The following is a 23,761-nucleotide window of genomic DNA, read 5'->3' as shown; positions in this document are numbered from 1 at the left end:
TAGTGCAAATGATTTTGGGTTTAGAAAATATGAATGCGCTGTTATATGCTTCGGTTGTGATGATCTGGGGTACAACATGGATTGCGATTAGCTTACAACAGCAAAGTGGCATCGCAGCCAATGTTGCCGTGTTTTGGCGTTTCTTTATTTCTGCGATGATATTATTTGTTTTTGTCATCTTGAGTAGAAAACTGCAAAAGCTAAATCGTACAGATCACTTGTTCTGTTTACTACAAGGCTTATGCGTTTTTGGCTTGAATTTCGTTTGCTTTTATTACGCGGTTCAATATATTAGCAGTGGTTTAGAAGCTGTTATTTTTTCTATGGCGATGATCTTTAATGTAATCAACGCAAAACTGTTCTTTGCTCAACAGGTTTCAGCACGTTTTTATCCCGCTGCTTTGTTGGGCTTGCTCGGCATCATTGCTCTATTTTGGCATGATGTGATTGGAGCTGACTTAAATCGTAATACCCTGATGGGGATTGGGTTGTGTGTATTAGGCACTTATGGTTTCTCTCTGGGGAATATGATCAGTACTCGACATCAAAAGCAGGGTTTGGATATCTTCACCACCAATGCTTATGGCATGCTCTATGGTGCGATATTAATGGCATTGATTTCGGGCTTTAAGCAAGATAACTTCTTCCCAAGTATGCAATTGAGCGCAATCACAGCTTTACTCTATTTAGCAGTGTTTGGTTCTGTGATTGGATTTACGGCTTACTTTTATTTGATTGGACGTATTGGTGCAGGAAAGGCAGCATATAGTACATTGCTATTTCCTTTGGTGGCTATGGTCATATCAACAATATGGGAAGGTTATCAATGGCATATCAATGCCGTGATTGGCGTGATTTTGATTCTATGTGGCAATGCGATTTTCTTTATTAAAGGCCCACGGACAAGCGTGTTGCCTACTTCAAAGCAGGCTTAGCTCAGGCTGAACGGGAGTGTAGTGATGCAAGCAGATTTGGCAAAAAACATTATTAATATTTATAAAAAACATGGCCGTGCTTGGACGGAGCATCGAGGCAACCATTTATATGAAAAAACATGGCTAGATCAATTTCTTGCTTTGATTCCAGTCAATTCTCATCTTTTGGATTTGGGTTGCGGCTCTGCCAAACCCATCGCGGCATACTTGATTGAACATGGGCATCAGATCACAGGGGTAGATGCCTCAGATGCAATGATTGAAATGGCACAATCAAATTTTCCTGAGCAACGATGGATACAGCAAGATTTTCGTCATTTTAACGTTGATCATAAGTTTCAGGGGATTTTGGCTTGGGATAGTTTTTTTCATCTCACACACGATGATCAAAGAAACATGTTTGCATCTTTTGCGCATCATGCCAGTACGGGAACAGTTTTAATGTTTACCAGTGGACCTGCACATGGAGAGGCAATCGGCGAGATGTTTGGCGAGCCGTTGTACCATGCCAGTTTAGCCGCTGATGAATATCGTGCTTTATTGGAAAGACATGGATTTGAAGTGATCAGGATGGTAGCGGAAGATCCCGAGTGTGCAGGACATACGGTTTGGTTGGCGCGGTTTATCTAGATTAAAACAGCTATTTATTGAGATAAATAGCTGTTTTAATCAAAGCGGTAATTTGGGTTTGGTGGTGTTATTCTGCTTGAATCGCCGTTAACGCAATATCATTGATCTAAGTCATACTGATATCTTTAGAAAATGCCTTCGGGTAGATACGCGAATAAGCACCATGAATTTCATTATCAGGTAAAGATAATACCTGACGGAGATTTACGCTCAGAAAGGAGAGTAATGATGCGATAACTAGAATGAGGCTGAGTAAAATCAATGTCGCATATATACCAAAAGCAGTGATGAAAATACCTGAAACCACAACACCTAGCGGGTTTGCGACACCTGTACCAAATGTCGATGATGCACTGATTCTATTAAGAAAATGATGTGGTACTGCTGCGCTGCGCATAAAACCAGTATTGGTGACGGCGACCATTAACCCACAACCCGCTAGGCACATACCAAAACACATCACGCTAAAATAGCCGAAGTGAAAAACGGATAAAACTTGGCACATCAGTGCAGATATAAAAATGCCTAGGCTTAAAGCTAAATACCCAGAATACGTGGTTGTTGCTCGACCAAAGAAAGAGTTGGCGAGTGTGCCAATTTTTGTTGCACCAAGAAACATGCCGATTGCAAAAAATGTTTCAGCTATTCCAAATAACCACGGACTTTTACTGTAATTTTGATAAAAGTAAGCGGGTAGAACCACGCTGAAAAAAGGAAATAGCCCGAAATTTATGAAGAAAGTGATTTTAATTAAACTGATTTCAGGTGGGAGTTGTTTGATTGCAGAAAACCCGCTGTACCATTTAGGACGTTTGGGGATGGAATTTTCTTCTGAAGCGACATTTGAGTATTTGGCGAAATTCAATAAGATGATGGATAGAATAATCAGTCCCACACTACACCAAATCGTATTGTGCGCGCCGATGAGGGAAATTAATCCTGTGCCAATCATGGGTGAGCAAAAAGTTACAATCGTCATTGCTGCTGATCGCCATTGAATCGCACTGGAAAGTTGTTCTTTGCTAACTTGAAATGAAACAATACTGCTTTGCAATGGTTCACGAATACCAATGGCTAAACCACCTAAAATCTGGCAAATAAAAAGTACAATTGCCAAATATATCTGCATGGTCGCAAGGAATGCGATGACGATTGCCGAGATTAGACTCATCCAATAACACAAAGAAATCAGTCGTTTTTTATTATAGGTATCACCGAGTGATCCGAATAATCCACGCGCTAAGATATCTGCTGCTGTGCCTATAGCAACAAAGACAGCAAATGCGGTTGCATGGTGGGTTATTGAAAGAACCCACCATGCAAGGGCTAAATGTATACAGCGCGAAGCAATACTATTCAGAATTGCAGAAAATTGGACAATATAAAAACTTTTTGCAAAGGAGCATTGTGTCAAGTTTATTATACTCCTTGACTAAGCTTCATCCTGCACCGCTTGAATCGCCGTTAACGCAATTGTAAACACAATATCATCAACTAATGCACCACGAGATAAGTCATTGACTGGTTTATTCAAGCCCTGCAACATTGGACCGACACTGACCACATTGGCAGCACGTTGCACTGCTTTATAGGTGGTATTACCTGTATTTAAATCAGGGAAAATAAACACATTGGCACGCCCTGCCACTTGTGAATCAGGCGCTTTTTGACGGCCCACACTTTCAACTGAAGCAGCATCATATTGTAGAGGTCCATCAATCAGTAAGTCTGGTCGACGTTGTTGCGCTATTTCGGTGGCTTGACGGACTTTATCTACATCGGCACCTGTACCAGAAGTTCCTGTTGAATAGCTAATCATGGCAATTCTTGGATCAATCCCAAACGCTTTGGCAGAGTCGGCAGATTGAATCGCAATTTCAGCCAGTTGTTCTGCCGTTGGGTCGGGATTGATCGCACAGTCACCATAAACAAAGACTTCATCAGGTAACAGCATAAAGAAGATGGAAGATACCAATGAGTAGTTCGGTGCTGCTTTAATGAGTTGAAATGCAGGGCGAACCGTATTCGCCGTGGTATGAATCGCACCTGAAACCAACCCATCCACTTCATCCAATGCCAACATCATCGTGCCGAGTACAACTGTGTCTTGGAGTTGGGCGATCGCTTGGAGTGCATCCAATTTTCCTTTACGTAACTCGACCATTGGTTCGATATATTGTTCGCGGATACTATCTGGGTCAATGATCTGCAAATCTTCAGGAAGTTGAATTCCGCGGGCTTTCGCAACTTCTGCCACCGATTCTGGTTTGGCCAATAACACACACTGTGCAATGCCACGTGCCTGACAAATGGCAGCTGCTTGGACGGTGCGAGGTTCGTCACCTTCAGGTAAAACAATACGTTTTTTGGCTGCAATGGATTTTTGCACTAATTCGTAACGGAATGCGGAAGGAGATAAGCGTGGATGCAAATTATGTTGCGTATGTTGATCAAGCCATTGGCTATCAATATGACTGGAAACAAATCGGGTGACTTGTTCCGCTCGTTCGGTATCATCAATTGGAATTTCATTACCAAAACGGCTGAGCTTTTTCAGTGCCTCCAATGTCGTAAGTGGGGTATGTAAAACAGGTAAACCTTGTTTAATCGCACTTTGACAGAATTCTAATACATTTTCGGAGGGTGGAGATTTCTCGGTGAGCACTAAACCCGCCAATGGTGTGCCGTTACTACTAGCAAGGCTTGCAGCAAGCAAAGTATCGGTACGTTGCGACGCGCTAATAATAAGCTCGCCTGCTACAAATTTGTGTAATTCAGATTCAATGTTGGACGCAATTAAACTGGTATGCAGTATGCGGCGATGTTTGGCGTCACCTTGATGTAACCATGTGCCGTTGACGATTTCAGCAATATCTAAACTTCGTGGCACGCTGAGAATGTTACTAAAAGGAACTAAGCCGATAATCGGCAATGCTTCTGTGCCGATAAAACGATTGTAGTGTTGAAGTTCTAAGGAAAAATCAGCTATTTTTTGATCTAAGCGTAAACTTGGATCAAGGGTCACTGGGATTGCTGCTGTGCTTTCAGGCAGTCCTTTGGTACGCATAAATAATACGCCCGTTGTTCGTGTCGATGCTGCGCCGCCGAATTGACGTAAGTGGGCATCTATTCGTTCTGCCGTTTTGCGCGGATCAGCTAAATCTGCGGTACTGACCAACACCACTTGAGCATCAAATGCTTGTGCTAATGCGGCATTGACTTCGATGGCGAAGTGATCTTGTCCATTTGGCACAAGACCTTCCACAATAATCACATCATGATCAGCCGCAATTTGGCGATGCAGTGCAACGGCTTCTTCCAACAACTCATCTGTTTCACCGAGTGCGATGAGTTGGGTTAAACGATCATAGGTTATCGGCTCTACAGCATGATGCTGGAATAAATGACGATATAAAGTTGTGGTGCGATCAACGGTTACATCTGCGATTTGAGAAAATGGTTTTAAGAAACCCGCATTGATCCCTTTACAGTCCAGTGCGTAAATCATGCCTAAACAAGCAGAGGTTAAACCAACACCTTCACCTGTGGGAATAAGTAAAATCGTATTCATAATGACCTTAATTTTTTATTGAGTAGGTTAAACAGTTTGTTCAAGCACTTGGCGCGTTTCTTTGGCAATACGACCTTCTTCATCCGTTGGAATAACCCAGATTTGTGGACCTGTACCTTGGTCGATACGGCCTTCGCTACCTCGCGCTAAGCTATTATTTTTCTCTTGACTAAATTGCAGACCAAAGTGTGATAAATACCCTAAAGTCTTTTCACGCACATCGGTAGAATTTTCACCAATCCCACCCGTAAAGATTAAACCATCTAAGCGAGGAAGGGCACAACTCAGTGCCGATAAAGATTTTGCGAGTCGATAGCAGAAGACTTCTATAGCGAGTGTTGCACCTTCATGTCCATTTTCAGATGCTTCAACCAACGTACGCATGTCATTGGAGAGCCCTGACAAACCGAGTAAGCCACTGTCTTTATTGAGCATGCTGTCAATTTTTTGAATATCCCAGCCTAAATTATTGGATAAAAATAAAGGTAAGCTTGGATCAACATCACCACTACGGGTACCCATCACGACACCTTCAAGTGGGGTCATGCCCATCGAAGTGTCAAGGCTCTGTCCATTCCAAACCGCACAGGTCGAGCTGCCATTGCCTAAGTGGGCACTGAGCCAACCGCCTTGGTTCTTCTGACCTGCTAACTCACTGGCGCGTTCTGTCACATAAGCATGACTAGTACCATGGAAGCCATAACGACGAACTTGGTGCTGATCATATAAAAATTGTGGTAAGGCATAACGATAGGCGCGTTCAGGCATAGTTTGATGGAATGCCGTATCAAAGACAGCCACTTGAGGGAGTTGTGGAAATAACGCCATGGTTGCCTCAATCCCAATCAAATTTGCGGGATTGTGCAAAGGTGCAAGTGGAATTGCGTCACGAATGCGATCAATCGTTTGTTGGGTTAATTGCTCAGCATGGGTCATATTGCCACCATGTACCACACGATGCCCAATGGCTTGAGGATTGTAGTTGGATAAACGTGCGAGCAGGGTTTCTAAAGCTTTGGCATGATCAGCATACGGAATCGAGAGTTCAAGTGCTTCACCACCAAGAGTGATACCTTTAATCCGAGCATCAGCTGCGCCCAAGTTTTCTGCTAGACCATAAATGCGATCTTCGCGGCGTTCTGAGATAAGCGCATATTTAATAGATGATGAACCACAGTTTATTACCAGTACAGATATCGCCACGTTTGACCACCTAACAAATTCTAATTTTATGATGAGAGCTTGATTTGACTGCGTTTTATAAGCAGTAACAAGCGCTATGTTTTAGCATGTGGTGTTGCATGGGCAAAATAGACTTTAGCCTATACAACTGTTTTATAAATCAACTTATTATTTAGTATAGTTTGTAAATAACAGGTTCTTTTGATTAATCTGTTGGTTTTCGCCGTATTTTTGTATGAAAATATATAAAAACACGATAAAGATCAATTTAATGCGCTTTATCGTGTCGGGGTTTAAATGAGATAGTTTAGGTTATTGGCGGATTTGGCCATCTCCAAAAACGATCCATTTCTGAGAAGTTAAGCCCTCTAAACCAACTGGGCCACGCGCATGGATCTTATCGGTAGAAATGCCGATTTCCGCACCTAATCCATATTCAAAACCATCAGCAAAACGCGTTGAAGCATTGATCATTACAGAACTTGAATCAACTCGTGCCAAGAACTCACGTGCCAGACTAAAGTTTTCCGTAATAATCGCATCGGTATGATGAGAGCCGTACTTATTGATATGCTCAATCGCCTCATTCATCCCGGTTACAACTTTAATTGCAAGGATTGGACCTAAGTATTCTGTATACCAATCTTCCTCAGTCGCTGTTTTAACCGATATACCCAAAATGCGTTGTGTTTCAGGGCATCCACGCAGTTCAACTTGCTTCTCAGCATAGAGTTCTGCGATACGCGGTAAAAACTCCTCAGCGATTGCTTCATCTACCAATAACGTTTCCATGGCATTACAAACACCGTAGCGATGCGTTTTGGCATTCAGTGCGATAGGCAAAGCTTTTTGTAGATCGGCTTGAGCTTCAACAAAAACATGGCAGTTACCATCTAAATGTTTAATCACAGGAATACGTGCTTCTTGACTGATACGTTCGATCAGGCTTTTTCCACCACGCGGTATAATCACATCGACGAATTCAGTCATTGTGATTAAATAACCGACTGCTGCGCGATCAGGGGTATCAATGACTTGAACGGCGTGTTCAGGCAAACCAGATATTTGTAGGCCATGTTGGATCGCAAGAGCAATCGCTTTGTTTGATTCCAATGCTTCTGATCCACCACGTAAAATGATGGCATTACCAGATTTTAATGCCAATGATGCAGCTTCAAGAGTCACATTGGGTCTTGATTCATAAATCATCCCAACGACACCAAGCGGAACACGCATTTTACCCAACTGAATACCAGATGGACGATAGGCGAGATCTGTAATTTCCCCAATCGGGTCAATGAGGCCGATTACATCTTTTAAGCCTTGTAGCATTCCTTTAAAACGTGCAGGGGTCAGCTCTAAACGATCAAGCAACGCATTGTCTAATTGGCGTTGACGTCCGTTATTCATGTCAATCTGATTGGCTGCCAAAATTTGCGCTTGATTGTTTTCTAAAGCGGTATAAATTGCAGACAAAGCATGATTTTTCAAATGAGTTGGTGCACTCATTAAAACACTTGACGCTTGGCGCGCTTGAGTACCTACCTGTTGCATATAGTTTTGAATAGAGTCTTGCATAGCATTTTGATGATTGCATGTATTTATAAAGATAGTAACAGTCAAATGCCGAACAATGAATAGGCGGAACTGACAATTCAAAAAAATTACAAATTGTTAATTGGCGCAATTTTTTTTATTTTTATGCGATAAATATACAGAATATCAGGATCTGAATACATATTTTGCAAAAGATTATTGGTCTAAACAAGATAAGTGGTTAAGGAAATGATTGCGTATAAAACATGCATTTGTATAGAATGAAAAAGTATAGGATAAATGTAATACAAATTTTATAAATTTGTTAACTTGCAGGGCAGGGTCGCTAAAAATGACATGCTTGCAACAGAAAAATAAACAAGGATGGAGGAAGGACATGAATTCCATTATCCAAATGGACTCGGATTTAAATCATAGCTTCACAGGCTTTGGTTTTTTTGACATCTACAATAAAAACAGTTTTAAACAACCAGCGCGTACAACGTGGATTGATGGTTGGAAAATTGAATATATGGCAATTGCAGATCCTAAAACGATCCACAACACGCCGATTGTAATTGTCGGGGGCGCATTTCAAAACTTTAACTCTTATAAGTATTGTGTTGAGCAACTCTTTGAGAGCGGTCCTGTTATCTTGATTGACTTACCTTCAATGGGCTCAAATCAACAAATTCGTAATGTCGATACAGGTGCGTCAGCTTCAATACTCGAATTACCAGATTTGTCTAAAATGCTGGGGCAATGGCTCGATATCGTTGGAATTGATAAAGTTTCAATGATGGGGATGTCATTAGGTTCTGTTATCGCATCTTCATTTGCTGATCAACGCCCAGAGCTTATGGATCGTATGGTGTTGATGGGCGTGATGCAAAAGACACGTAAAAGCTGGCGCATGTTGCTCGAAGAATCATTGCATTTAATGCGTGAAGATCGCATGGAAGAATTTGGTCAAGCAGTCATTCTCTATTTAGTCAATCATGCCAAACTTGATAAAACCCGTATGTCACCAACAGCAAAGCGTCTGTTTTTTAGACAAATGGCTGATTTCAGCAGCACTGAGCGTGAACGTTATGAAATTAACTGTAATCGTTTATTGCGCTTAAGTAATGTACCTGTACCACAATGCAAAACATTGGTTGCAGCAGGGCAGTACGATAGCTTTACTTTGCCACATGAAAATGCAGATTTTGCTTTGCAGTGCCAAGATATGCAATTTGCTTTGATTGCCAATGCAGACCACGTACCGCAGTTGCAACGCCGTAAAGAAACCATGAATTTGTTTACCTCATTTTTGAAAGGTGAGTCCATCGATCATCTTGATGGCATTATTTCGATGACGCGTGAGCAAATGGAACAGATTGAGCGTCGTGGTGAAGAGCGAATTGCTGTTTTACAACCAGATTCAAAATTGACACATCGTCATTTAGAGACTGAAGCTGCTGTTAAAATTGTAGATATCACTTTCTTTGGTGTGTATTTGAAAGTCGATGACTTGGGTCAGCTTGATTTTATTCGTCAGCATCCCCGTGACTTAGCCTTGCATTTGGCTGATGAGGAAGGTGAGTTTAAAATTGAATGCTTAATTTTTGATATCACTGAACAAGGTTTACGTATCTTGTTTAAACACGGTAGCTTTGACGTTGCTGAACGTTTAACTCGTTTTATCGAGCGCCAAAAACGCGTTTGATTTAACCATTACAAACAGATTTAAAAAAAGAGAAGTGAATAGATAATAGTCACTTCTCTTTTTTATTGGGGCTATTTATTACGTGCTTGAATCGTCCAGACGAGATCGCCTAAATGTTGTTGTTTATTTTCTAAAGTGACTTGTTCAAAAAACTGTTTGGGTTGTAGTACCTCAACCTGTTTAAAGCCTGCCTCTTTAAAAAAGTTTTCAACTTCAATCGCGGTTTTAAAATGAAAACTAAAAGCACTGCGTGACATCCATTTTAGTAAGCGGCTGCTATTCCAAATAATGGTGGCAAGTTTATTTTGAGTTGGCTCAGGATAAACATCAGTTAAGTAATGCAATTCTTTAAAGCCATTGCCATAGATAGCGATTGATTTGATGAGCTGTTGTAATAGCGGTTTATCAAAATAGTTAATCAATCCTTCGCTGATAATGACCAGTGGACGGGTCGGATCAAATGTTTCAAAAGCTGTTGCAAAAGCATCTGTGAATAAATCTACAGAAAGCACTTCATCTGCATGTGTTTCAATCTGTTGTAGCGCAGCTTGTTTTGTTGCGGCCATGTCTGGTAGGTCGAGTTCGCGAAAGGTGATATCTGGATAGTGTTGTCTAAACCACCAACCACGAGGGGATAAGCCACACGCAATTTCGAGCACTTGTAAATGAGGATGTTGTTCAATCAATGCTTTTAAATGCGTATCGAGCATGGTGTGCCGTTGTTTTAAGGTGGTACGCATGCTGCCACCGACATATTTTTCCGCCCAACTTTCAATTGGGTGGACTAAAGCTGCAAGTGTTTTTCCTTTTGCGGTTGCGAATGCAGGATGTGAAATCCCCATTTGATACCAAATATACCCCGTATAGTGCGCTGTAAATGAAATGTGGCGATGTTTCGAAAGTTGTTGTGTCATCTGTCCTAGACTCTATTTTTCCTAATTTGGATATATAAAATTAATCTTTTTTTAAAATTGAGATTTTTCCACAAAATCCGATTTTAGGTTTGTTATTTACTATCGTGGGACGGCATGGATGCCGCCAGTTGATCTGGTCTTGCGCTGCTTTCAAAGCGTTGCTTTGAAATTGCTCAGGATGTACCCACAGCCTATGAGCAGCGACTAAAGCTGCGAAATATTTTTGCTTACTTTTCATCCCTGAAAAGTAAGTCGAGCCGAAGGCAAAATCCTTTAATCAGATGAGCACTCGGCAAGATTCAATTATGTTCATAAAAAGATTAAAAAATCTTAGTAAAGTTAAAACGAATTCTTAAATTCTTCAATGGCTTTTCTGACGGTTTGCCAGTTTTCATCTAATGTCAGTGTTGTGCCCACCTGAATATTTGGGATTTTACCACGCATACGTTCCAAACGCTGTTGATTTGGTAAAGCAAGTGCTTGGATCCCGTCTAATGCGGTACAAGCAGCAGCGCGATCATTGCAGACCAAACCCATATCACAGCCAGCGTTTAATGCTGCTTGGATACGCGCATCAGCACCACCCGCCACACACGCAGCTTGCATACTTAAATCATCTGAGAAGAGAACGCCATCATATTTAAGTTGTTGGCGTAAAACATTTTGCAACCAAAATGGTGAGAAGCCTGCTGGGTTTGGATCAACTTGATCATAAATCACATGGGCTGGCATCAGCGCATCAAGTTGTGGCATCAACTGAATAAAGCTCTGCATGTCTTTATCATAGATTTCCTGATATGAACGGCTATCAATTGCTGCTGCGACATGCGAATCTGCTTTGACTGAACCATGTCCAGGAAAGTGTTTGCCTGTGGTTGCCATGCCTGCTTTTTTCATGCCGCGCATAAAGGCATCTGCAAGTGGTACGATATCTTGCATGTTTTTAGCAAAACCACGATCACCGATCACATCACTGACATCATTCAGGTCTAAAACAGGCGCAAAACTAAAATCAATACCGACCGCAAGAACCTCAATCGCCATGAGCCAACCGCATTGTTCTGCCAGTTCAATTGCCTGTTGAGGATTGTGGATATAGTGTTCACCGAGTCGACCCATTGCAGGTAGTAAAGTAAACCCTTGTCTTAAGCGTTGTACGCGACCACCTTCCTGATCGACTGCAATCAGAATGTCAGGGCGGACTTGACGCATATGATCGGTTAAAGCGCGAACCTGCTGAGGGGATTCAATGTTACGTCCAAATAAAATCATGCCACCGACTTGTGGCGCTTGTAAGAGTTCAATATCTTCTTGAGTAAGTTCTGTGCCAGCTATATCTAGCATCAACGCGCCGATCATATGGATTCCGTTTGAATTTTGATGAAAAAAACGATAGCTAAATTGTGCAATGATTTGCTACATTTTGTCAGTACAGAATATGATAAAACTACATGATATTGATGATAAATACTCGTTGAGACGTTATTTATAGCAACCGACGAGTTTACAGGCTGATAAATACTGAATGAAATATGTTCATATCGATATGATCAGCGTGTAATAATTGCCATATCCAAGGAAGCACCAAAATTTTATGAAACTTCAAATGATAGCGTGTGCAGTTGCAATTGCGACTGGTGGTTTATTTTTCTCTCATACCATGAATGAGGCTATTGCGGCGACAGAAGCGTCTGCCGTTTCAACGGTGATCAAGCCATCACAAGAACAAGCATTGGTCGCGCGTCAGTTAGCAACACTGGTTGATCGTCAGCATTATCTCAATATGCGTTTAGATGCGACGACTTCAAAACGTATTTTAGATATGTATCTTGATAGCCTTGATCCAGATCATTCATTATTTTTAAGCAATGAAGTTGAAGATTATAAGAATAAATATGGTTCAAATTTTGGTGGATCACTTAAAGCTGGAAACCTCACAGGTCCTTTTGCGATTCATGCGCAATATCGAGAGCGATTAAGAGAGTTCTATGAGTTTATGTTGGCTGAATTGAAAAAGCCGCAAAACTTGCAGCAGAAAGATGTTTATCTGGATATCGATCGTGAAAAAGTACCTTATTTTAATACCAAAGCTGAACAACAAGCCCACTGGCAAAAGATGCTGGTTTCACAACTGATTAATTTAACGATCAGCAAAGAAGAAGAGCAAGCCAAACAAAAAGCATTGAAAGAGAATCCATCACTTGCAAATGGTCAAGATTTGACTGGACCAGAAGATTTAACACCTGTTCAAACCCTAACTAAACGCTATACACGTCAGTTAGAGCGAATGGGGCGTGTGAAAAGTGATGATGTGCTAGAAAAGACATTGAATGCGATGTTGGCGACCTATGATCCGCACAGTAATTATTATCCACCGATTGATGCGATGGAGTTGAATCGTCAAACCACTTTGCGTTTAGAAGGGATCGGTGTTTCGATTCGCCCTGAGCGTGGCAATGAAGATTACACACGAATTGAAACGATCGTCGAAGGTGGTCCAGCAAGTAAATCAGGTCAAGTGAAATCAGGAGATCGCATTATTGGGGTTGCTCAAGATGGCGAGAAAATGGTGGATGTAATCGGTTGGCCGAGTTCAGAAATTGTAGGGTTAATTCGTGGTAAACGTGGAACCAAAGTTGTGGTGCGCTTGTTAGGCACAGGTGCTGCAATGAGTCAGGCACGTAATGTCACTTTGGTTCGCGATATTATTCAAGAAGAAGATGCAGGTGTTCGTTCACGTACGGTTGAAATCACCCGCGATGGCAAAAAGCATCTCTTTGGTGTTATTGAGATTCCATCATTTTATTTTGATTACCGTTCACGTCGTGCGGGCACTGAATACCGTTCGGTTTCTGTCGATACTGCCAAGGCCTTAGAAGAACTGAAAGCGAAGAAAGTTGAAGGGATCTTAATTGATCTACGAAACGATCCGGGTGGGTCTTTAGAAGAAGTTGCCCGTATGTTGGGGCAAGTAATCAAATCAGGTCCTGTGGTGCAGATCCGTGATGGCAATGGCAATGTTAATGTCTTTGAAGACACTGATGGTGGCGTACAAGCTTATGCAGGTCCGTTAGCTGTTCTCGTCAACTTGGCTTCTGCGTCTGCGAGCGAGATTTATTCTGCGGCGATTCAAGATTATGAGCGTGGCATCGTGATTGGTAGCACGACGACAGGAAAAGGCACGGCTCAGGTTCAGTTAGATTCATTGGCTTATGGTCAAGCGACACTGACACAGCGTAAGTTTTATCGTGTTACTGGTGGCAGTACCCAGAATAAAGGGGTGATTCCAGACATTAAGCTGGTTGATATTTACAATGAAGAATTTGGTGAGCGTAAAGCGAAAAATGCTTTGAAATGGGATACCATTCCAACCGCACCGTTTAAACGAGAAGGTTCAGTGCAGCCTTATGTAGCGAAGTTGTCTGAATTTTCTGCTCAACGTGTTGCAGCAGATTCTCAGTTCAAATACTTAGAAACGCGTAAAGCGATTGCTCAGAAAACCTCTGCTCAGAAGAAAGTTGTTTTGGATATCAACCAACGTCGTGCAGAGTTAATTGATTTAGAGCAACAAACATTAAATGCAGAAAACCAACGTCGTTTAGCAACAGGTCAAAAGCCTTATGCAAATTGGGAAAGCTATCAAGCGTCAATTGATGCGCTAGTTGAATCGCGTGCCAAGATGAAAGCGCATCAACGCCCAGCATTGCCAGAAGAAGAGGTTTTTGTGACTGAGGCTGCGAATGTGCTTTTAGATTACGCCAAGCTACAAGGACGTTAATTTCTTCACAATCCCTCATAAGAAAAGCCCTATTAAAAAATAGGGCTTTTCTGTTTCAGGACGAGGCCGATTTTAATCGGCACGAATCCAAATCTGATTGCGACCTAACGCGGAAACACCTAAATAACCACGTAAGTGTAAGCGCTTGCCGTTGGCATTCAGTTTAGCTCTCATGCTATAAATTTTGCCTGTATTCGGATCAAGAATACGACCATTGGTATAGTTTAAGCCTTCGCTATACTTTAATCCTGTAACGACATCCAATCCGACGATTGGTTTATCGGTATAAGGTGGTGGACAGTCTATACATTTTTCCTTTGGTGTATAGCCTATACGAGGTGTAAGTTTTACAATTTTACCCGTATAGGTTCCATTCGATTCTTGGCGAATTTCGACTAAAGCTTTGGGTGCACCCGTTTTGTCATCGATACTTTGCCACATACCTGTAATATCGATTGCAAAAGTAAAACCGCTAATTACAGATAAAAGTAAACCGCTTATTAATTTTTTCCCCATCATCAAAAATCCATTTAATGTTCAAGTGTTCTATTATGTGTGATTTGTAATAACTAGTTCAATATTAATATGAGATTTGTGACAAAAATTATGATAAAGATAAAATAAAGGTTGGTAGCCAAATGGCTGTAAACACCCCATTAACAGCCATCCCGAATGCTGCATACCGCCCAGTTACTGGACCTCGTTGCCACGCCTGAGCAGTACCGATGGCATGCGCCGCTAATCCTAAAGCCAAACCAGAAGCACGTTCATCATTGATGTGTTTTAAGATCCAAGGTGAAAAGGCTGCGCCAATAACACCAGATAAAATCACGATCAGCGTTACCATCATCAACGGAGCATGTAATAGGGTTGCAATATTCAGTGCGATAGGAGTAGTCACTGCGCGTGTAGCAAACGCCATAATCGTTGGTTCAGACATATGTAGTAAATAAGCAAGCCCCATTGGTAAGGCTACAGCACTAATACTTGCAAAGCCTAAAATTCCAAGCATGGATTTAATCGGTAAATCATCATAGCGCATGGCTGCCAATGGAATCGCCAAGGCAACGGTGACATAGCCAAGTAGATGGTTAAAGATGCTATTCACGCTATTCATATATTGTTGATAAGGCACGCCTAAAATAAACAATAATCCAATCACAATAAACATGGCGAAAACAATTAAAGGAATCTGGGGGATTTTTTTATTGAGTGGTTTTGCGATGAGATAGCTAATAAGCGTAATAACGAAGCCGTAAATAATCATAAACATATATAGGACCTCTATAACCAGCGTTTTGCCATTTTGGCGTAAATCCACAATGGTAATAACGTACTTAAGGTTAAGATAAATAAAAATACAGGAATTTCTTTACCTAGATGAACCAACATAATCAATGAACCCGCACAAATAGGCAGGAATGCGAAGGCACTTTCTTTCATGATCTTGTTGTTGGTATCAATCAGACGATTGGAAATTTTTCTATATTTTCTCCAAATCAATAACGTTGCCAGTAAAGCAATCAGTCCGACGAGATTTCCTAATTCTGGATGATGAAAGACCTTGGTGATTGCGACAGCACCCTCACGAAATACAATAATTAATAAAATCGTGTAAAACCAAGCTGTCCAGTCAATCTCTTTCATATGATCTCTTACTCTCGTCTATCTGAATGATGGTTGATCGCAATTATAGTGGTGGATGCTGTATCTCAAACTCTTCCAAAGTGCGCTGGAATAAGGATGCTTTCTTTCCTAAAATTTCGTCTAAAGGCAAATGTGCTTGTTTAATCAGTTGCTCCAATTTTTGTGGCGCAATACGGATTGATAAATGCAAATCACCATGATCATCATGATATTCAGACTGAATAACGTTGAGGCTATATAACTGAGTACGTAGTTTGCCATAAGCAGGTTTTAGAACTAAATCGAATTGTTGTAATTGTCCCATTAAGCATTGTTGTACGGCTTGGCTGAGTAACTCTAATCCTTGACCAGAATGAGCTGACAAATACACACGATCTGGAAGGTCAGGCGCTTTATAGAGGATTTTTGCAGTATCTCCGCTGAGGTCAATTTTATTATAAACATGCAAGATTGGTGCGTCTGCTCCAATTTCTTTCAGAACAGATTCTACAGCTTCGATCTGCTCAGACATATTGGCGCTGCTACTATCAATTACATGTAACAGTAAGGTTGCTTCTAATGTTTCTTCTAATGTCGCTTTAAATGATTCAACTAAATCATGTTGTAAATTTCTGACAAATCCAACGGTATCTGCGATCACAACAGCACCGATGCCATCCCAATCGAGACGACGTAAAGTCGGATCTAGTGTTGCGAAAAGTTGGTCTGCGGCATAGACATCGCTTTTTGCTAAAATATTAAATAAAGTTGATTTTCCTGCATTGGTATAGCCCACCAGAGAAATCGTGGGGATTGCTGCTTTTTGACGTGCAGCACGACCTTGTGAACGGGTTTGTTGTACTTTAACCAGTTTATCTTTGAGCTGCGTAATACGGACTCGAATGAGTCGACGGTCGGTTTCCAATTGTGATTCGCCTGGACCACGTAGACCAATACCACCTTTTTGTTGTTCTAGATTGCCAGTAAAACCACGAATCAGACGGGTCGATAAATGTTTGAGTTGAGCTAGTTCAACTTGTAATTTACCTTCATGAGTACGGGCACGTAATGCGAAGATATCCAAAATCAAGCCTGTACGGTCAATGACACGGCATTTCAGGATGCGTTCTAAATTGCGTTCTTGTGCAGGGGATAATGCATGGTCAAAAATAACTAATTCTGCTTCGAGGCTTTGGACTAATTCTGCGATTTCATCGACTTTGCCAGAACCAATAAAGAATTTTGGATCGGGTCTATTTCGTTGTACAGAAATATGTTCTAGGATGTCAGCACCTGCGGATTGAGCGAGTAACCGAAATTCTTCGCCATCAAGATCATCAAGCAATTGGACAGATACACTCACCAAAATTGCACGTTCACCGCCTTGATGTTGCTCTAAATATTCCACGCTGTTGTCATACCTTTGACATTAAAGTCCTATTCTAAGATAAACTGAAAGCAAAGGGCAAAGTCTTCGTTGATTTATATTGTATTGCGATAGATAAGTTCAATAAAAGCAATAAGACTTCCCATATATAAGATAGACCAACCCAAAATCATTTTTAAAGCATAGCCATAGGGTATTGTGTTTTGTTGCTCAGTTGTTTTGATGGATTGATTCATTTGATGACCTGCTGATCTGTAAATTCGATTAACTTACAATAATTGATCTGGTAGATCATTTGAAATTGAAAAAAATTATGCTGACATTCGGTTTTTATTATCAAGCGAACTTTTATAAGTGGATATTGGCGTGATATAACTGGATCAATCCGATATATATATGTTCAGTTTTGACTGACTCTATGGTTTTAATGATTTTATGACTCAAGATGCAACAGTAGAAAAAGACAACTCACCATTAAGTTTATTCTCAAAATTTAATTTATATAGTAGAAAGTTGGCTTCAGGCTTAGAAACCATTGGTGAAGGCTTTTATCTTATTTATCGCCATGGTTTATATAAAGATCCGAATAATCCCGTAAATACACGTTATGTACAATATTTCTGCCGCCGTTTGTGTGAAGTTTTTAATATTGATGTACAGGTGCATGGTGTTATTCCGCGCGAACCTGCGTTATGGGTGAGCAATCATATTTCATGGTTAGATGTTGCTGTACTGGGTTCGGGTGCTCGAGTTTTCTTTTTGGCCAAAGCCGAAGTGGAAAAATGGCCAATTCTGGGCAATATTGCCAAGGGTGGCGGAACTTTATTTATCAAGCGTGGCTCAGGTGATTCACTGCGGATTCGAGAGCAGATTACCGAGTTTTTAAAACAAGACATTCCAGTGCTCTTTTTCCCCGAAGCAACCACAACCGATGGTCGGAATGTCAAAAAAGTACATGGGCGATTATTAGGGGCGGCAATAGAGGCACAACGACCTGTGCAAATCTGCGTGATTTGCTATGAAAATCAACACGGGGAACTAGATTTAGTTGCGCCATTTATTGGTAGTATGTCTTTTGTGGAACATGTACAACGTGTTTTGGAAATGCCGAGAGTGACAGCACATTTGTTGACGCTTCCCGCGATTCCTGTAGAGGGACATACTGTAGAAACGCTGACGAAAGAAGTGGATCTGCGGATGCGTGAAGGTTTAAAACAATTGCAACAGAAAGTGCTCACAACACTTCCGCAAGATCAATAAACTACATAAAACCTTCGATTGGTAGCCATGAAACTATTTTCATTCCTGCTTTTTGCCACCATTTCATTTTAGGCTCTTTGGTGTAAATTTTAGGTCCTTGTGGAGTTTGGCGATGCCAAGTAATTTTGTTGTTAGCATCTAAGACCAATTTATATGCATATTTAGTTAAGTTTTGGTCCATGGTGGCATGCACTTCTTTTGCTAGGGCAGGACTATTCAACAACACCCCAATTTCTGTATTTAAATAGGCAGAACGTGGATCAAAGTTGAAAGAACCAATAAAAACTTGTTTGTCATCCAGAGCCATAAGCTTGGCATGTAAACTTGAACGACTTAAACCTTTGATACTGATTTTGGCTTTTTTAGCAAGTTCTTCAGTACGTTTATCCAGATCACTTTTGTCTATGGCAGGTAGGAACTCATAAAGTTGCACCCCATTTTCAAGTAATTCCTGACGATATTTTCCATAAAAAGCATGCACAACAGCAACATCATTGGCTTTGAATGAATTGGTGAGCACTCTAACCTCTATACCATCTTGAGCCAAGTCGGTGAGTATTTTTGTGCCTTTTTTTTCTGGTACAAAATAAGCAGAAATTAAATCAATATTTTTTTCTGGCTGTTCCAAATGATTGAGTAACTGGAAGTTGAGATGTTCTTCTTTTTTTGCTTTTGCCTTGATTTTGTCAGGCGAGTCTTTAACGACTTCTGCCTTGACCCAATTAAGCGAAATCTCCTGCTTCATTAGTGCATGAATGGTTTGAGAGTGATTGGTGATGTCTAAATAGTTTTGTACTGTGATCAGTTTGTAATGTTCATCAAGCTGATGTTTTAAGCTTTCATAACTCAGGCGGTGTGAACGTTGCTTAACAACTTCTCGCACATCATAGGCATATTCGTGCTTCCAGTAATCGTCGAAAGATTCTGAAATATCTTTTACCGCCGTACCAAATAACATGACATCTACGTCAGAAAACTGATAATTTTCACTGACATTATAATATTGGTTGGTCATATTGCGCCCACCGATCAGTGCAATCTGATGATCTGCAATAAAACTTTTGTTATGCATCCGTCGATTGATACGCTTTAAGTCCAAGACCATATCAACGGCACGGTATTTGCGGAAACGATAGGGATTAAATAATTTGACTTCAATGTTCGGATGTTGCGCCAAAGCGAGGAAAATCCCTTCGGTCTTTTTTGCATTATTGTCATCAATTAATAGTCTTATTTTGACACCGCGATCTGCGGCACCAATCAATGCATGTAAGGCGAGCGCACCGACTTTATCATTGTCCCAAATATAATATTGTAGGTCTAAACTTTTCTCAGCTTTGTCAATTAAACTCAGACGTGCAGATAAGGCTTCTAATGGTTCAAATAAAACATGGTAGCCTGTGAGATCTGGATGCTGTTGTTGAAGGGGGCGAATGATTTGGGCTAATGAGCTCTGTGAGCTATCAATTTGTAATGTGGCTTGTGGCGCTGGTTGGATGGTATGTTTAGGTAGCGTGCTACAGCCTGTAGCAGTAAGTACAATGGTGCAATAAATTGCAAGCATGTTTTTATTGTAAGCGCTTGTGCTTATCTTTGTATGTTTGCGATTAAAATGAGAAAATTGCGCCATAATCGTTACTGATTAAATGTTGGGCTTGAGTATACCATTTCATCGAAAAAGATAAATATAAGATGCGATGGATGTCCCTAAAGTAAAGTGAAAGAGGACGTTAATGTCGAATTCAGATCCTATTATTATTGGTTTTTATCTTATTTTTGCAATTCTAGCGCTTTGGGCATTTATTGAGGCGTGGATCCATCAAGCACGTACAGAAACGATTCATCCTTTCAAAGCTTTTGTACATTTACTTGCTTTCTATCTCTCCTATTTACTGGTGCCGCTTTGGTTTTTTAGTCTTTACGCGGGTTGGTCTGGATATTACAACTTACATCAAGCTGCTTTCGTTTTTATACTCAGTAGTCTGTTGGTTTATGCTCGCTTTATTGAGCCACATCAAATTCATGTCAAATACCATCAATTTCGTTTAAATCCAAAACGTGAGTTCACGCAACCCATCAAGGTTGCATTGGTTGCTGATATGCATGTGGGATTGTTTTCAGGTCATGAGCGGCAATTAAAAAGTATTGTCAAAAAACTGAATAAAGCACAGCCAGACTTGGTGGTGGTGGCTGGTGATTGGACTTATGAGCCAGAAAATCGATTGGTTCAAGAACTTGAAGTTCTGAAGAAGCTAAAAATGCCTGTTTACTCTGTCCCTGGAAATCATGATGAACAATATCCAGGTCCGCCGATTCAAAGTCTGTTAAGTGAAGCATTGGCACAAAACAATGTCATTGATATTGAAAGTAAGATTGTTGATTTTGAAGAGTTTCGTTTGATTGGTGTTGGCGACTTGTGGGCAGGTAAGGCGAATATGCGCTTTATGCCAGATTTGCCTCAGGACAAACCATGGTTAATTTTATCGCATAATCCAGATACCGTTGATATGGTCCCAGAGTTGCCGATACGGCCATTGATGCTTTCTGGTCATACTCATGGCGGGCAAATCGAGTTGCCATGGATCACTAGTTATATTATGAAGAAAGTATCTATCCTTGGGCATAAAAAAGGTTTTTACTCACATGAACATGCCGATGTTTTTGTGACTGTAGGCACAGGAATGGTCGGAGTGCCATTCCGTTTCAGAGTTCCACCAACCATAGATATTATCGAATTGATTTAAATAAAAAAAGCCAACTGCAATTGAGTTGGCTTTTTTGAAATGGAGTTGATCGTAGAACTAAGGAATAATGATCACAGCGACTCGACGATTGCTGGCACGGTTTTCCTCTGAAGTATTTGGTAAATAAGGCTGACTTGAGCCACGACCAATCACTGTTAAATTATTTTGCTTGAAGCCCTGATTCAGAAAGATCATCGAAACGCTTTGAGCACGTTCCTCAGAAAGTTTCTGATTATATTCTGTATTACCAACATCATCAGTATGACCCACAATTTTAAGTTTTTGCAGATTGTATTTATTTAATTGCTTCGCAAGGCGAGCAATCTCATTAGCATGTTCTTGTTTGATGTCGGCTTGATTAAAATCAAAGAGTAAACGTTCAGGTAGACCTAGACTCCAGCCTTCGTCTGTTAAAACGAAACCTTCTTGTTTTAACATTTTGACCTGACGATACTTTAAAGGCCCAAAACTCAAACAGCCAGCCAGTGTTAGGCAAAGTAATGCAATAAATGAAATTTTAAGGGTGTGAGTGCGCATAACATATCCTAAATTTCTGGTTTATAAAGAAACCAATGAGGGTTTAAGTTTTTAGCTTTATACATGGCTTGATCGGCTTGCATCACCAAATCTTCAGGATTCTCAGCAAACTGAGAAAAGGCGATTCCCAAACTAAAGCCAAAATGAATCGTTTGATCGTTAAAAATTAATGGTTCTTTGCAACTTGCAAGTAGATTTTCGGCAATGGCTTGTAAATGGTCAGCGTGGTGGATGGCATGCAAAATGATTGCAAATTCATCACCACCTAAGCGAGCAATAAAATCTTCTTGGCGAACAGATTGTTGCAAGCGTAAAGCCATTTCGGCTAAAACTGCATCTCCTGCTAAATGGCCATATTGATCATTAATAATTTTAAACTTGTTATTGTCTAAAAATAACAGTGCAGAGTTATGACGGTATTGCGGGTTTTCAAAAATATTAAACAATTCTTGATAGAAATAATTGCGGTTCGGTAGACCAGTGAGTTGATCATGATGTGCTTGGAATGAAAGCTGGCGATTCTCCTTCTGTAAATGTGTATGCCAAATTTGAATTTCCTCTAAGAGTTCGTTAAATACCGTATTTAAATTTTGGAACTCTCTAATCGGATTGTTTGGGAAGCGTAAATTGTAAGCCTTTTGGTCGCTCACCAATTGAGCAATATGTGTCAATGGTTTAATCGCTTGCATAATTTGACGATAAGTCAGATTGATTGACCACAATAAGGCAATCACAATAAAAAGCATTGAAATTGCTAAACCAATGATGATGGTTTTTAGAAAATGTAAAATATTTTCAGAACTACCATAGAGCACCAACTCACCAACTTGCTTTTTATGATGAATAATATTGAGCTGCACTGGATCATGTAAAAACCATTTATCCAATAAATCTTGTAGAAAAGACGTATGTTCTATGGTTTTGTGACTTTCGGCGAGTAATTGTTTTTGAGGATCGTAGACATGAATACTACGAATTGCATGTCCCGTTGTGTAGTCAGCTAAGATTTGGTCAATCGTCCCTTTATCTTTAAAGACAACCGCTGGTTGAATCCGCTCGAGCACCGTTTGGCTTAATAGTTGTAAATTCTGTTTTGCGTAAGTTTCCATGGTAAACATAGAAATCGTAGCAAAAGTAAATGAGCAAATAACAAAAGTAATCGCAAAAATTGTAAATTGGGATTTACGGAATAAAGCATGTAAAGAAGTGGATTGGTATAAACTTGAAATCACTCGGTTTACTCCGTGTTCTTTGCCAAGAGTAAAACTCGAGGATCAATATGAACTTTGGAATCACTCAAAGCATCCAAGTTAACCTTAAATGTTGAAAACGTTTTTTTATTATATAAACAAAAAATACTCCCAACCTCACAAGCTGAATTGTTGGTGCTTAATGACAGTAACGAGCGAGAAGGGTGTGATTGAATTAAATTATGCTGCTGTTGTGGGGATGTCGTAGAAAAGTACACGACATGGCAATCTGTTTTTACAAAGTCTCTCACGGTGATCGGTTGCACTTGATAATCATATGCAAGCTGTCGAATATTCACTTGAAATTGAGCTGCTGCTTCAGAATTGTCGATGACGCAGATTGTTGGGCGAGTTGTATTTGACCATTTACTATAACTTAATATTGATAAAGCTAACTCATAGAAGTTATGACTTGATGAGGCATAGGAAAACTGGCTCGTAGAAAATAAGACTACAAGCAATAAATATTGCGTTTTTTTTAAAACAGACCGTATCTTCAATCAAAAAAGCCAAAAGTGTGAACCAATCAACATATTCTACTTGACTTAATTGTTTAAAAATAGTTCTTAATTACAAAGAAAAGGCATTAAAAGTAACTCATCAGTTCAAAAAACACCCACTCGTCACAATAAATTAAAAAAAGGGGTTGTGTGGAGTTGGAAATGCTGTAGAATGCACATCCATCGGCGGTGATGCAGATAAA

20 protein-coding genes are annotated in these 23,761 nt (G+C 40.4%); 6 read left to right on the top strand and 14 right to left on the bottom strand.

Going from position 1 to position 23,761, the window contains the following annotated elements; translation table 11 throughout:
- Positions 1 to 29 precede the first annotated feature (29 nt).
- Positions 30 to 935 (top strand): DMT family transporter, encoded by a 906-nt coding sequence (locus MMO38_RS13040; RefSeq protein ID WP_241323809.1) that lies wholly within the window; start codon positions 30 to 32, stop codon positions 933 to 935.
- A 24-nt stretch (positions 936 to 959) separates the two neighbouring features.
- On the top strand, positions 960 to 1,565 hold the full coding sequence (locus MMO38_RS13035) for a class I SAM-dependent methyltransferase (protein WP_241323808.1): 606 nt from the start codon (positions 960 to 962) through the stop codon (positions 1,563 to 1,565).
- A gap of 106 nt (positions 1,566 to 1,671) precedes the next feature.
- On the opposite strand, the gene MMO38_RS13030 is transcribed toward MMO38_RS13035, so the two are convergent.
- The 4 genes from MMO38_RS13030 to MMO38_RS13015 form a co-directional block, all read right to left on the bottom strand.
- Complete coding sequence (locus MMO38_RS13030) at positions 1,672 to 2,979, bottom strand: MFS transporter (RefSeq protein WP_241323807.1); 1,308 nt, start codon at positions 2,977 to 2,979, stop codon at positions 1,672 to 1,674.
- An 18-nt stretch (positions 2,980 to 2,997) separates the two neighbouring features.
- Positions 2,998 to 5,136 (bottom strand): phosphate acetyltransferase, encoded by a 2,139-nt coding sequence (pta, locus tag MMO38_RS13025; protein ID WP_241323806.1) that lies wholly within the window; start codon positions 5,134 to 5,136, stop codon positions 2,998 to 3,000.
- A gap of 27 nt (positions 5,137 to 5,163) precedes the next feature.
- Positions 5,164 to 6,339, bottom strand: a complete 1,176-nt coding sequence (locus MMO38_RS13020; protein WP_241323805.1) for an acetate kinase — start codon at positions 6,337 to 6,339, stop codon at positions 5,164 to 5,166.
- A gap of 291 nt (positions 6,340 to 6,630) precedes the next feature.
- Complete coding sequence (locus MMO38_RS13015) at positions 6,631 to 7,896, bottom strand: glutamate-5-semialdehyde dehydrogenase (protein WP_241323804.1); 1,266 nt, start codon at positions 7,894 to 7,896, stop codon at positions 6,631 to 6,633.
- A 355-nt stretch (positions 7,897 to 8,251) separates the two neighbouring features.
- On the opposite strand from MMO38_RS13015, the gene MMO38_RS13010 reads away from it, so the two are divergent.
- Positions 8,252 to 9,562 carry an alpha/beta hydrolase gene (locus MMO38_RS13010; RefSeq protein WP_241323803.1) on the top strand — a complete coding sequence of 437 codons (1,311 nt, stop codon included), beginning with the start codon at positions 8,252 to 8,254 and terminating at the stop codon, positions 9,560 to 9,562.
- Between the two features lie 71 nt (positions 9,563 to 9,633).
- On the opposite strand, the gene MMO38_RS13005 is transcribed toward MMO38_RS13010, so the two are convergent.
- Both MMO38_RS13005 and nagZ read right to left on the bottom strand, forming a co-directional pair.
- The gene (locus tag MMO38_RS13005) at positions 9,634 to 10,476 is read right to left on the bottom strand and encodes a class I SAM-dependent methyltransferase (RefSeq protein ID WP_241323802.1); all 843 of its coding nucleotides are present in this window, start codon (positions 10,474 to 10,476) and stop codon (positions 9,634 to 9,636) included.
- Positions 10,477 to 10,815: 339 nt separating this feature from the next.
- Positions 10,816 to 11,835 carry a beta-N-acetylhexosaminidase gene (gene nagZ, locus MMO38_RS13000; RefSeq protein ID WP_241323801.1) on the bottom strand — a complete coding sequence of 340 codons (1,020 nt, stop codon included), beginning with the start codon at positions 11,833 to 11,835 and terminating at the stop codon, positions 10,816 to 10,818.
- Positions 11,836 to 12,070: 235 nt separating this feature from the next.
- On the opposite strand from nagZ, the gene MMO38_RS12995 reads away from it, so the two are divergent.
- On the top strand, positions 12,071 to 14,254 hold the full coding sequence (locus tag MMO38_RS12995; protein WP_241323800.1) for a carboxy terminal-processing peptidase: 2,184 nt from the start codon (positions 12,071 to 12,073) through the stop codon (positions 14,252 to 14,254).
- A gap of 72 nt (positions 14,255 to 14,326) precedes the next feature.
- On the opposite strand, the gene MMO38_RS12990 is transcribed toward MMO38_RS12995, so the two are convergent.
- The 4 genes from MMO38_RS12990 to hflX form a co-directional block, all read right to left on the bottom strand.
- Positions 14,327 to 14,773 (bottom strand): DUF2147 domain-containing protein, encoded by a 447-nt coding sequence (locus tag MMO38_RS12990; RefSeq protein WP_171063500.1) that lies wholly within the window; start codon positions 14,771 to 14,773, stop codon positions 14,327 to 14,329.
- A gap of 85 nt (positions 14,774 to 14,858) precedes the next feature.
- A complete protein-coding gene (locus MMO38_RS12985; protein WP_005193606.1) occupies positions 14,859 to 15,527 on the bottom strand; it encodes an LrgB family protein in 669 nt (222 codons plus the stop codon).
- 11 nt (positions 15,528 to 15,538) lie between these two features.
- Positions 15,539 to 15,901: a hypothetical protein gene (locus MMO38_RS12980; protein WP_004672872.1), complete on the bottom strand. Its 363-nt coding sequence runs from the start codon at positions 15,899 to 15,901 to the stop codon at positions 15,539 to 15,541.
- Positions 15,902 to 15,944: 43 nt separating this feature from the next.
- The gene (hflX, locus tag MMO38_RS12975; RefSeq protein ID WP_241323799.1) at positions 15,945 to 17,288 is read right to left on the bottom strand and encodes a ribosome rescue GTPase HflX; all 1,344 of its coding nucleotides are present in this window, start codon (positions 17,286 to 17,288) and stop codon (positions 15,945 to 15,947) included.
- 414 nt (positions 17,289 to 17,702) lie between these two features.
- On the opposite strand from hflX, the gene MMO38_RS12970 reads away from it, so the two are divergent.
- Positions 17,703 to 18,527 carry a lysophospholipid acyltransferase family protein gene (locus tag MMO38_RS12970; RefSeq protein ID WP_004672866.1) on the top strand — a complete coding sequence of 275 codons (825 nt, stop codon included), beginning with the start codon at positions 17,703 to 17,705 and terminating at the stop codon, positions 18,525 to 18,527.
- Position 18,528: 1 nt separating this feature from the next.
- On the opposite strand, the gene MMO38_RS12965 is transcribed toward MMO38_RS12970, so the two are convergent.
- Positions 18,529 to 20,091 carry a phospholipase D family protein gene (locus MMO38_RS12965; protein ID WP_241323798.1) on the bottom strand — a complete coding sequence of 521 codons (1,563 nt, stop codon included), beginning with the start codon at positions 20,089 to 20,091 and terminating at the stop codon, positions 18,529 to 18,531.
- Positions 20,092 to 20,260: 169 nt separating this feature from the next.
- Between MMO38_RS12965 and MMO38_RS12960 the strand changes: the two genes are divergently transcribed.
- Complete coding sequence (locus MMO38_RS12960; RefSeq protein ID WP_004672863.1) at positions 20,261 to 21,271, top strand: metallophosphoesterase; 1,011 nt, start codon at positions 20,261 to 20,263, stop codon at positions 21,269 to 21,271.
- A gap of 57 nt (positions 21,272 to 21,328) precedes the next feature.
- On the opposite strand, the gene MMO38_RS12955 is transcribed toward MMO38_RS12960, so the two are convergent.
- The 3 genes from MMO38_RS12955 to MMO38_RS12945 are packed head-to-tail and all read right to left on the bottom strand — an operon-like array spanning position 21,329 to position 23,519.
- Positions 21,329 to 21,808 (bottom strand): OmpA family protein, encoded by a 480-nt coding sequence (locus MMO38_RS12955; RefSeq protein ID WP_241323797.1) that lies wholly within the window; start codon positions 21,806 to 21,808, stop codon positions 21,329 to 21,331.
- An 8-nt stretch (positions 21,809 to 21,816) separates the two neighbouring features.
- Complete coding sequence (locus MMO38_RS12950; RefSeq protein ID WP_241323796.1) at positions 21,817 to 23,040, bottom strand: diguanylate cyclase; 1,224 nt, start codon at positions 23,038 to 23,040, stop codon at positions 21,817 to 21,819.
- 5 nt (positions 23,041 to 23,045) lie between these two features.
- On the bottom strand, positions 23,046 to 23,519 hold the full coding sequence (locus tag MMO38_RS12945) for a YfiR family protein (RefSeq protein ID WP_241323827.1): 474 nt from the start codon (positions 23,517 to 23,519) through the stop codon (positions 23,046 to 23,048).
- Between the last annotated feature and the right edge of the window lie 242 nt (positions 23,520 to 23,761).

This window comes from Acinetobacter sp. NIPH 1852 (assembly GCF_022549455.1).
Lineage (GTDB): Bacteria > Pseudomonadota > Gammaproteobacteria > Pseudomonadales > Moraxellaceae > Acinetobacter.
Note: the sequence above shows the minus strand (reverse complement) of the source record. Positions and strands in the feature narration are given on the sequence as shown.

Bases quoted from the DNA above. Each gene is read 5' to 3' on its own strand.
- MMO38_RS13040 (WP_241323809.1), top strand. From the start codon at position 30: ATGAATGCGCTGTTATATGCTTCGGTTGTGATGATCTGGGGTACAACA.
- MMO38_RS13035 (WP_241323808.1), top strand. From the start codon at position 960: ATGCAAGCAGATTTGGCAAAAAACATTATTAATATTTATAAAAAACAT.
- pta (WP_241323806.1), bottom strand. From the start codon at position 5,136: ATGAATACGATTTTACTTATTCCCACAGGTGAAGGTGTTGGTTTAACC.
- MMO38_RS13015 (WP_241323804.1), bottom strand. From the start codon at position 7,896: ATGCAAGACTCTATTCAAAACTATATGCAACAGGTAGGTACTCAAGCG.
- MMO38_RS13010 (WP_241323803.1), top strand. From the start codon at position 8,252: ATGAATTCCATTATCCAAATGGACTCGGATTTAAATCATAGCTTCACA.
- MMO38_RS13005 (WP_241323802.1), bottom strand. From the start codon at position 10,476: ATGACACAACAACTTTCGAAACATCGCCACATTTCATTTACAGCGCAC.
- nagZ (WP_241323801.1), bottom strand. From the start codon at position 11,835: ATGATCGGCGCGTTGATGCTAGATATAGCTGGCACAGAACTTACTCAA.
- MMO38_RS12995 (WP_241323800.1), top strand. From the start codon at position 12,071: ATGAAACTTCAAATGATAGCGTGTGCAGTTGCAATTGCGACTGGTGGT.
- MMO38_RS12990 (WP_171063500.1), bottom strand. From the start codon at position 14,773: ATGATGGGGAAAAAATTAATAAGCGGTTTACTTTTATCTGTAATTAGC.
- MMO38_RS12985 (WP_005193606.1), bottom strand. From the start codon at position 15,527: ATGTTTATGATTATTTACGGCTTCGTTATTACGCTTATTAGCTATCTC.
- MMO38_RS12980 (WP_004672872.1), bottom strand. From the start codon at position 15,901: ATGAAAGAGATTGACTGGACAGCTTGGTTTTACACGATTTTATTAATT.
- MMO38_RS12970 (WP_004672866.1), top strand. From the start codon at position 17,703: ATGACTCAAGATGCAACAGTAGAAAAAGACAACTCACCATTAAGTTTA.
- MMO38_RS12965 (WP_241323798.1), bottom strand. From the start codon at position 20,091: ATGCTTGCAATTTATTGCACCATTGTACTTACTGCTACAGGCTGTAGC.
- MMO38_RS12960 (WP_004672863.1), top strand. From the start codon at position 20,261: ATGTCGAATTCAGATCCTATTATTATTGGTTTTTATCTTATTTTTGCA.
- MMO38_RS12955 (WP_241323797.1), bottom strand. From the start codon at position 21,808: ATGCGCACTCACACCCTTAAAATTTCATTTATTGCATTACTTTGCCTA.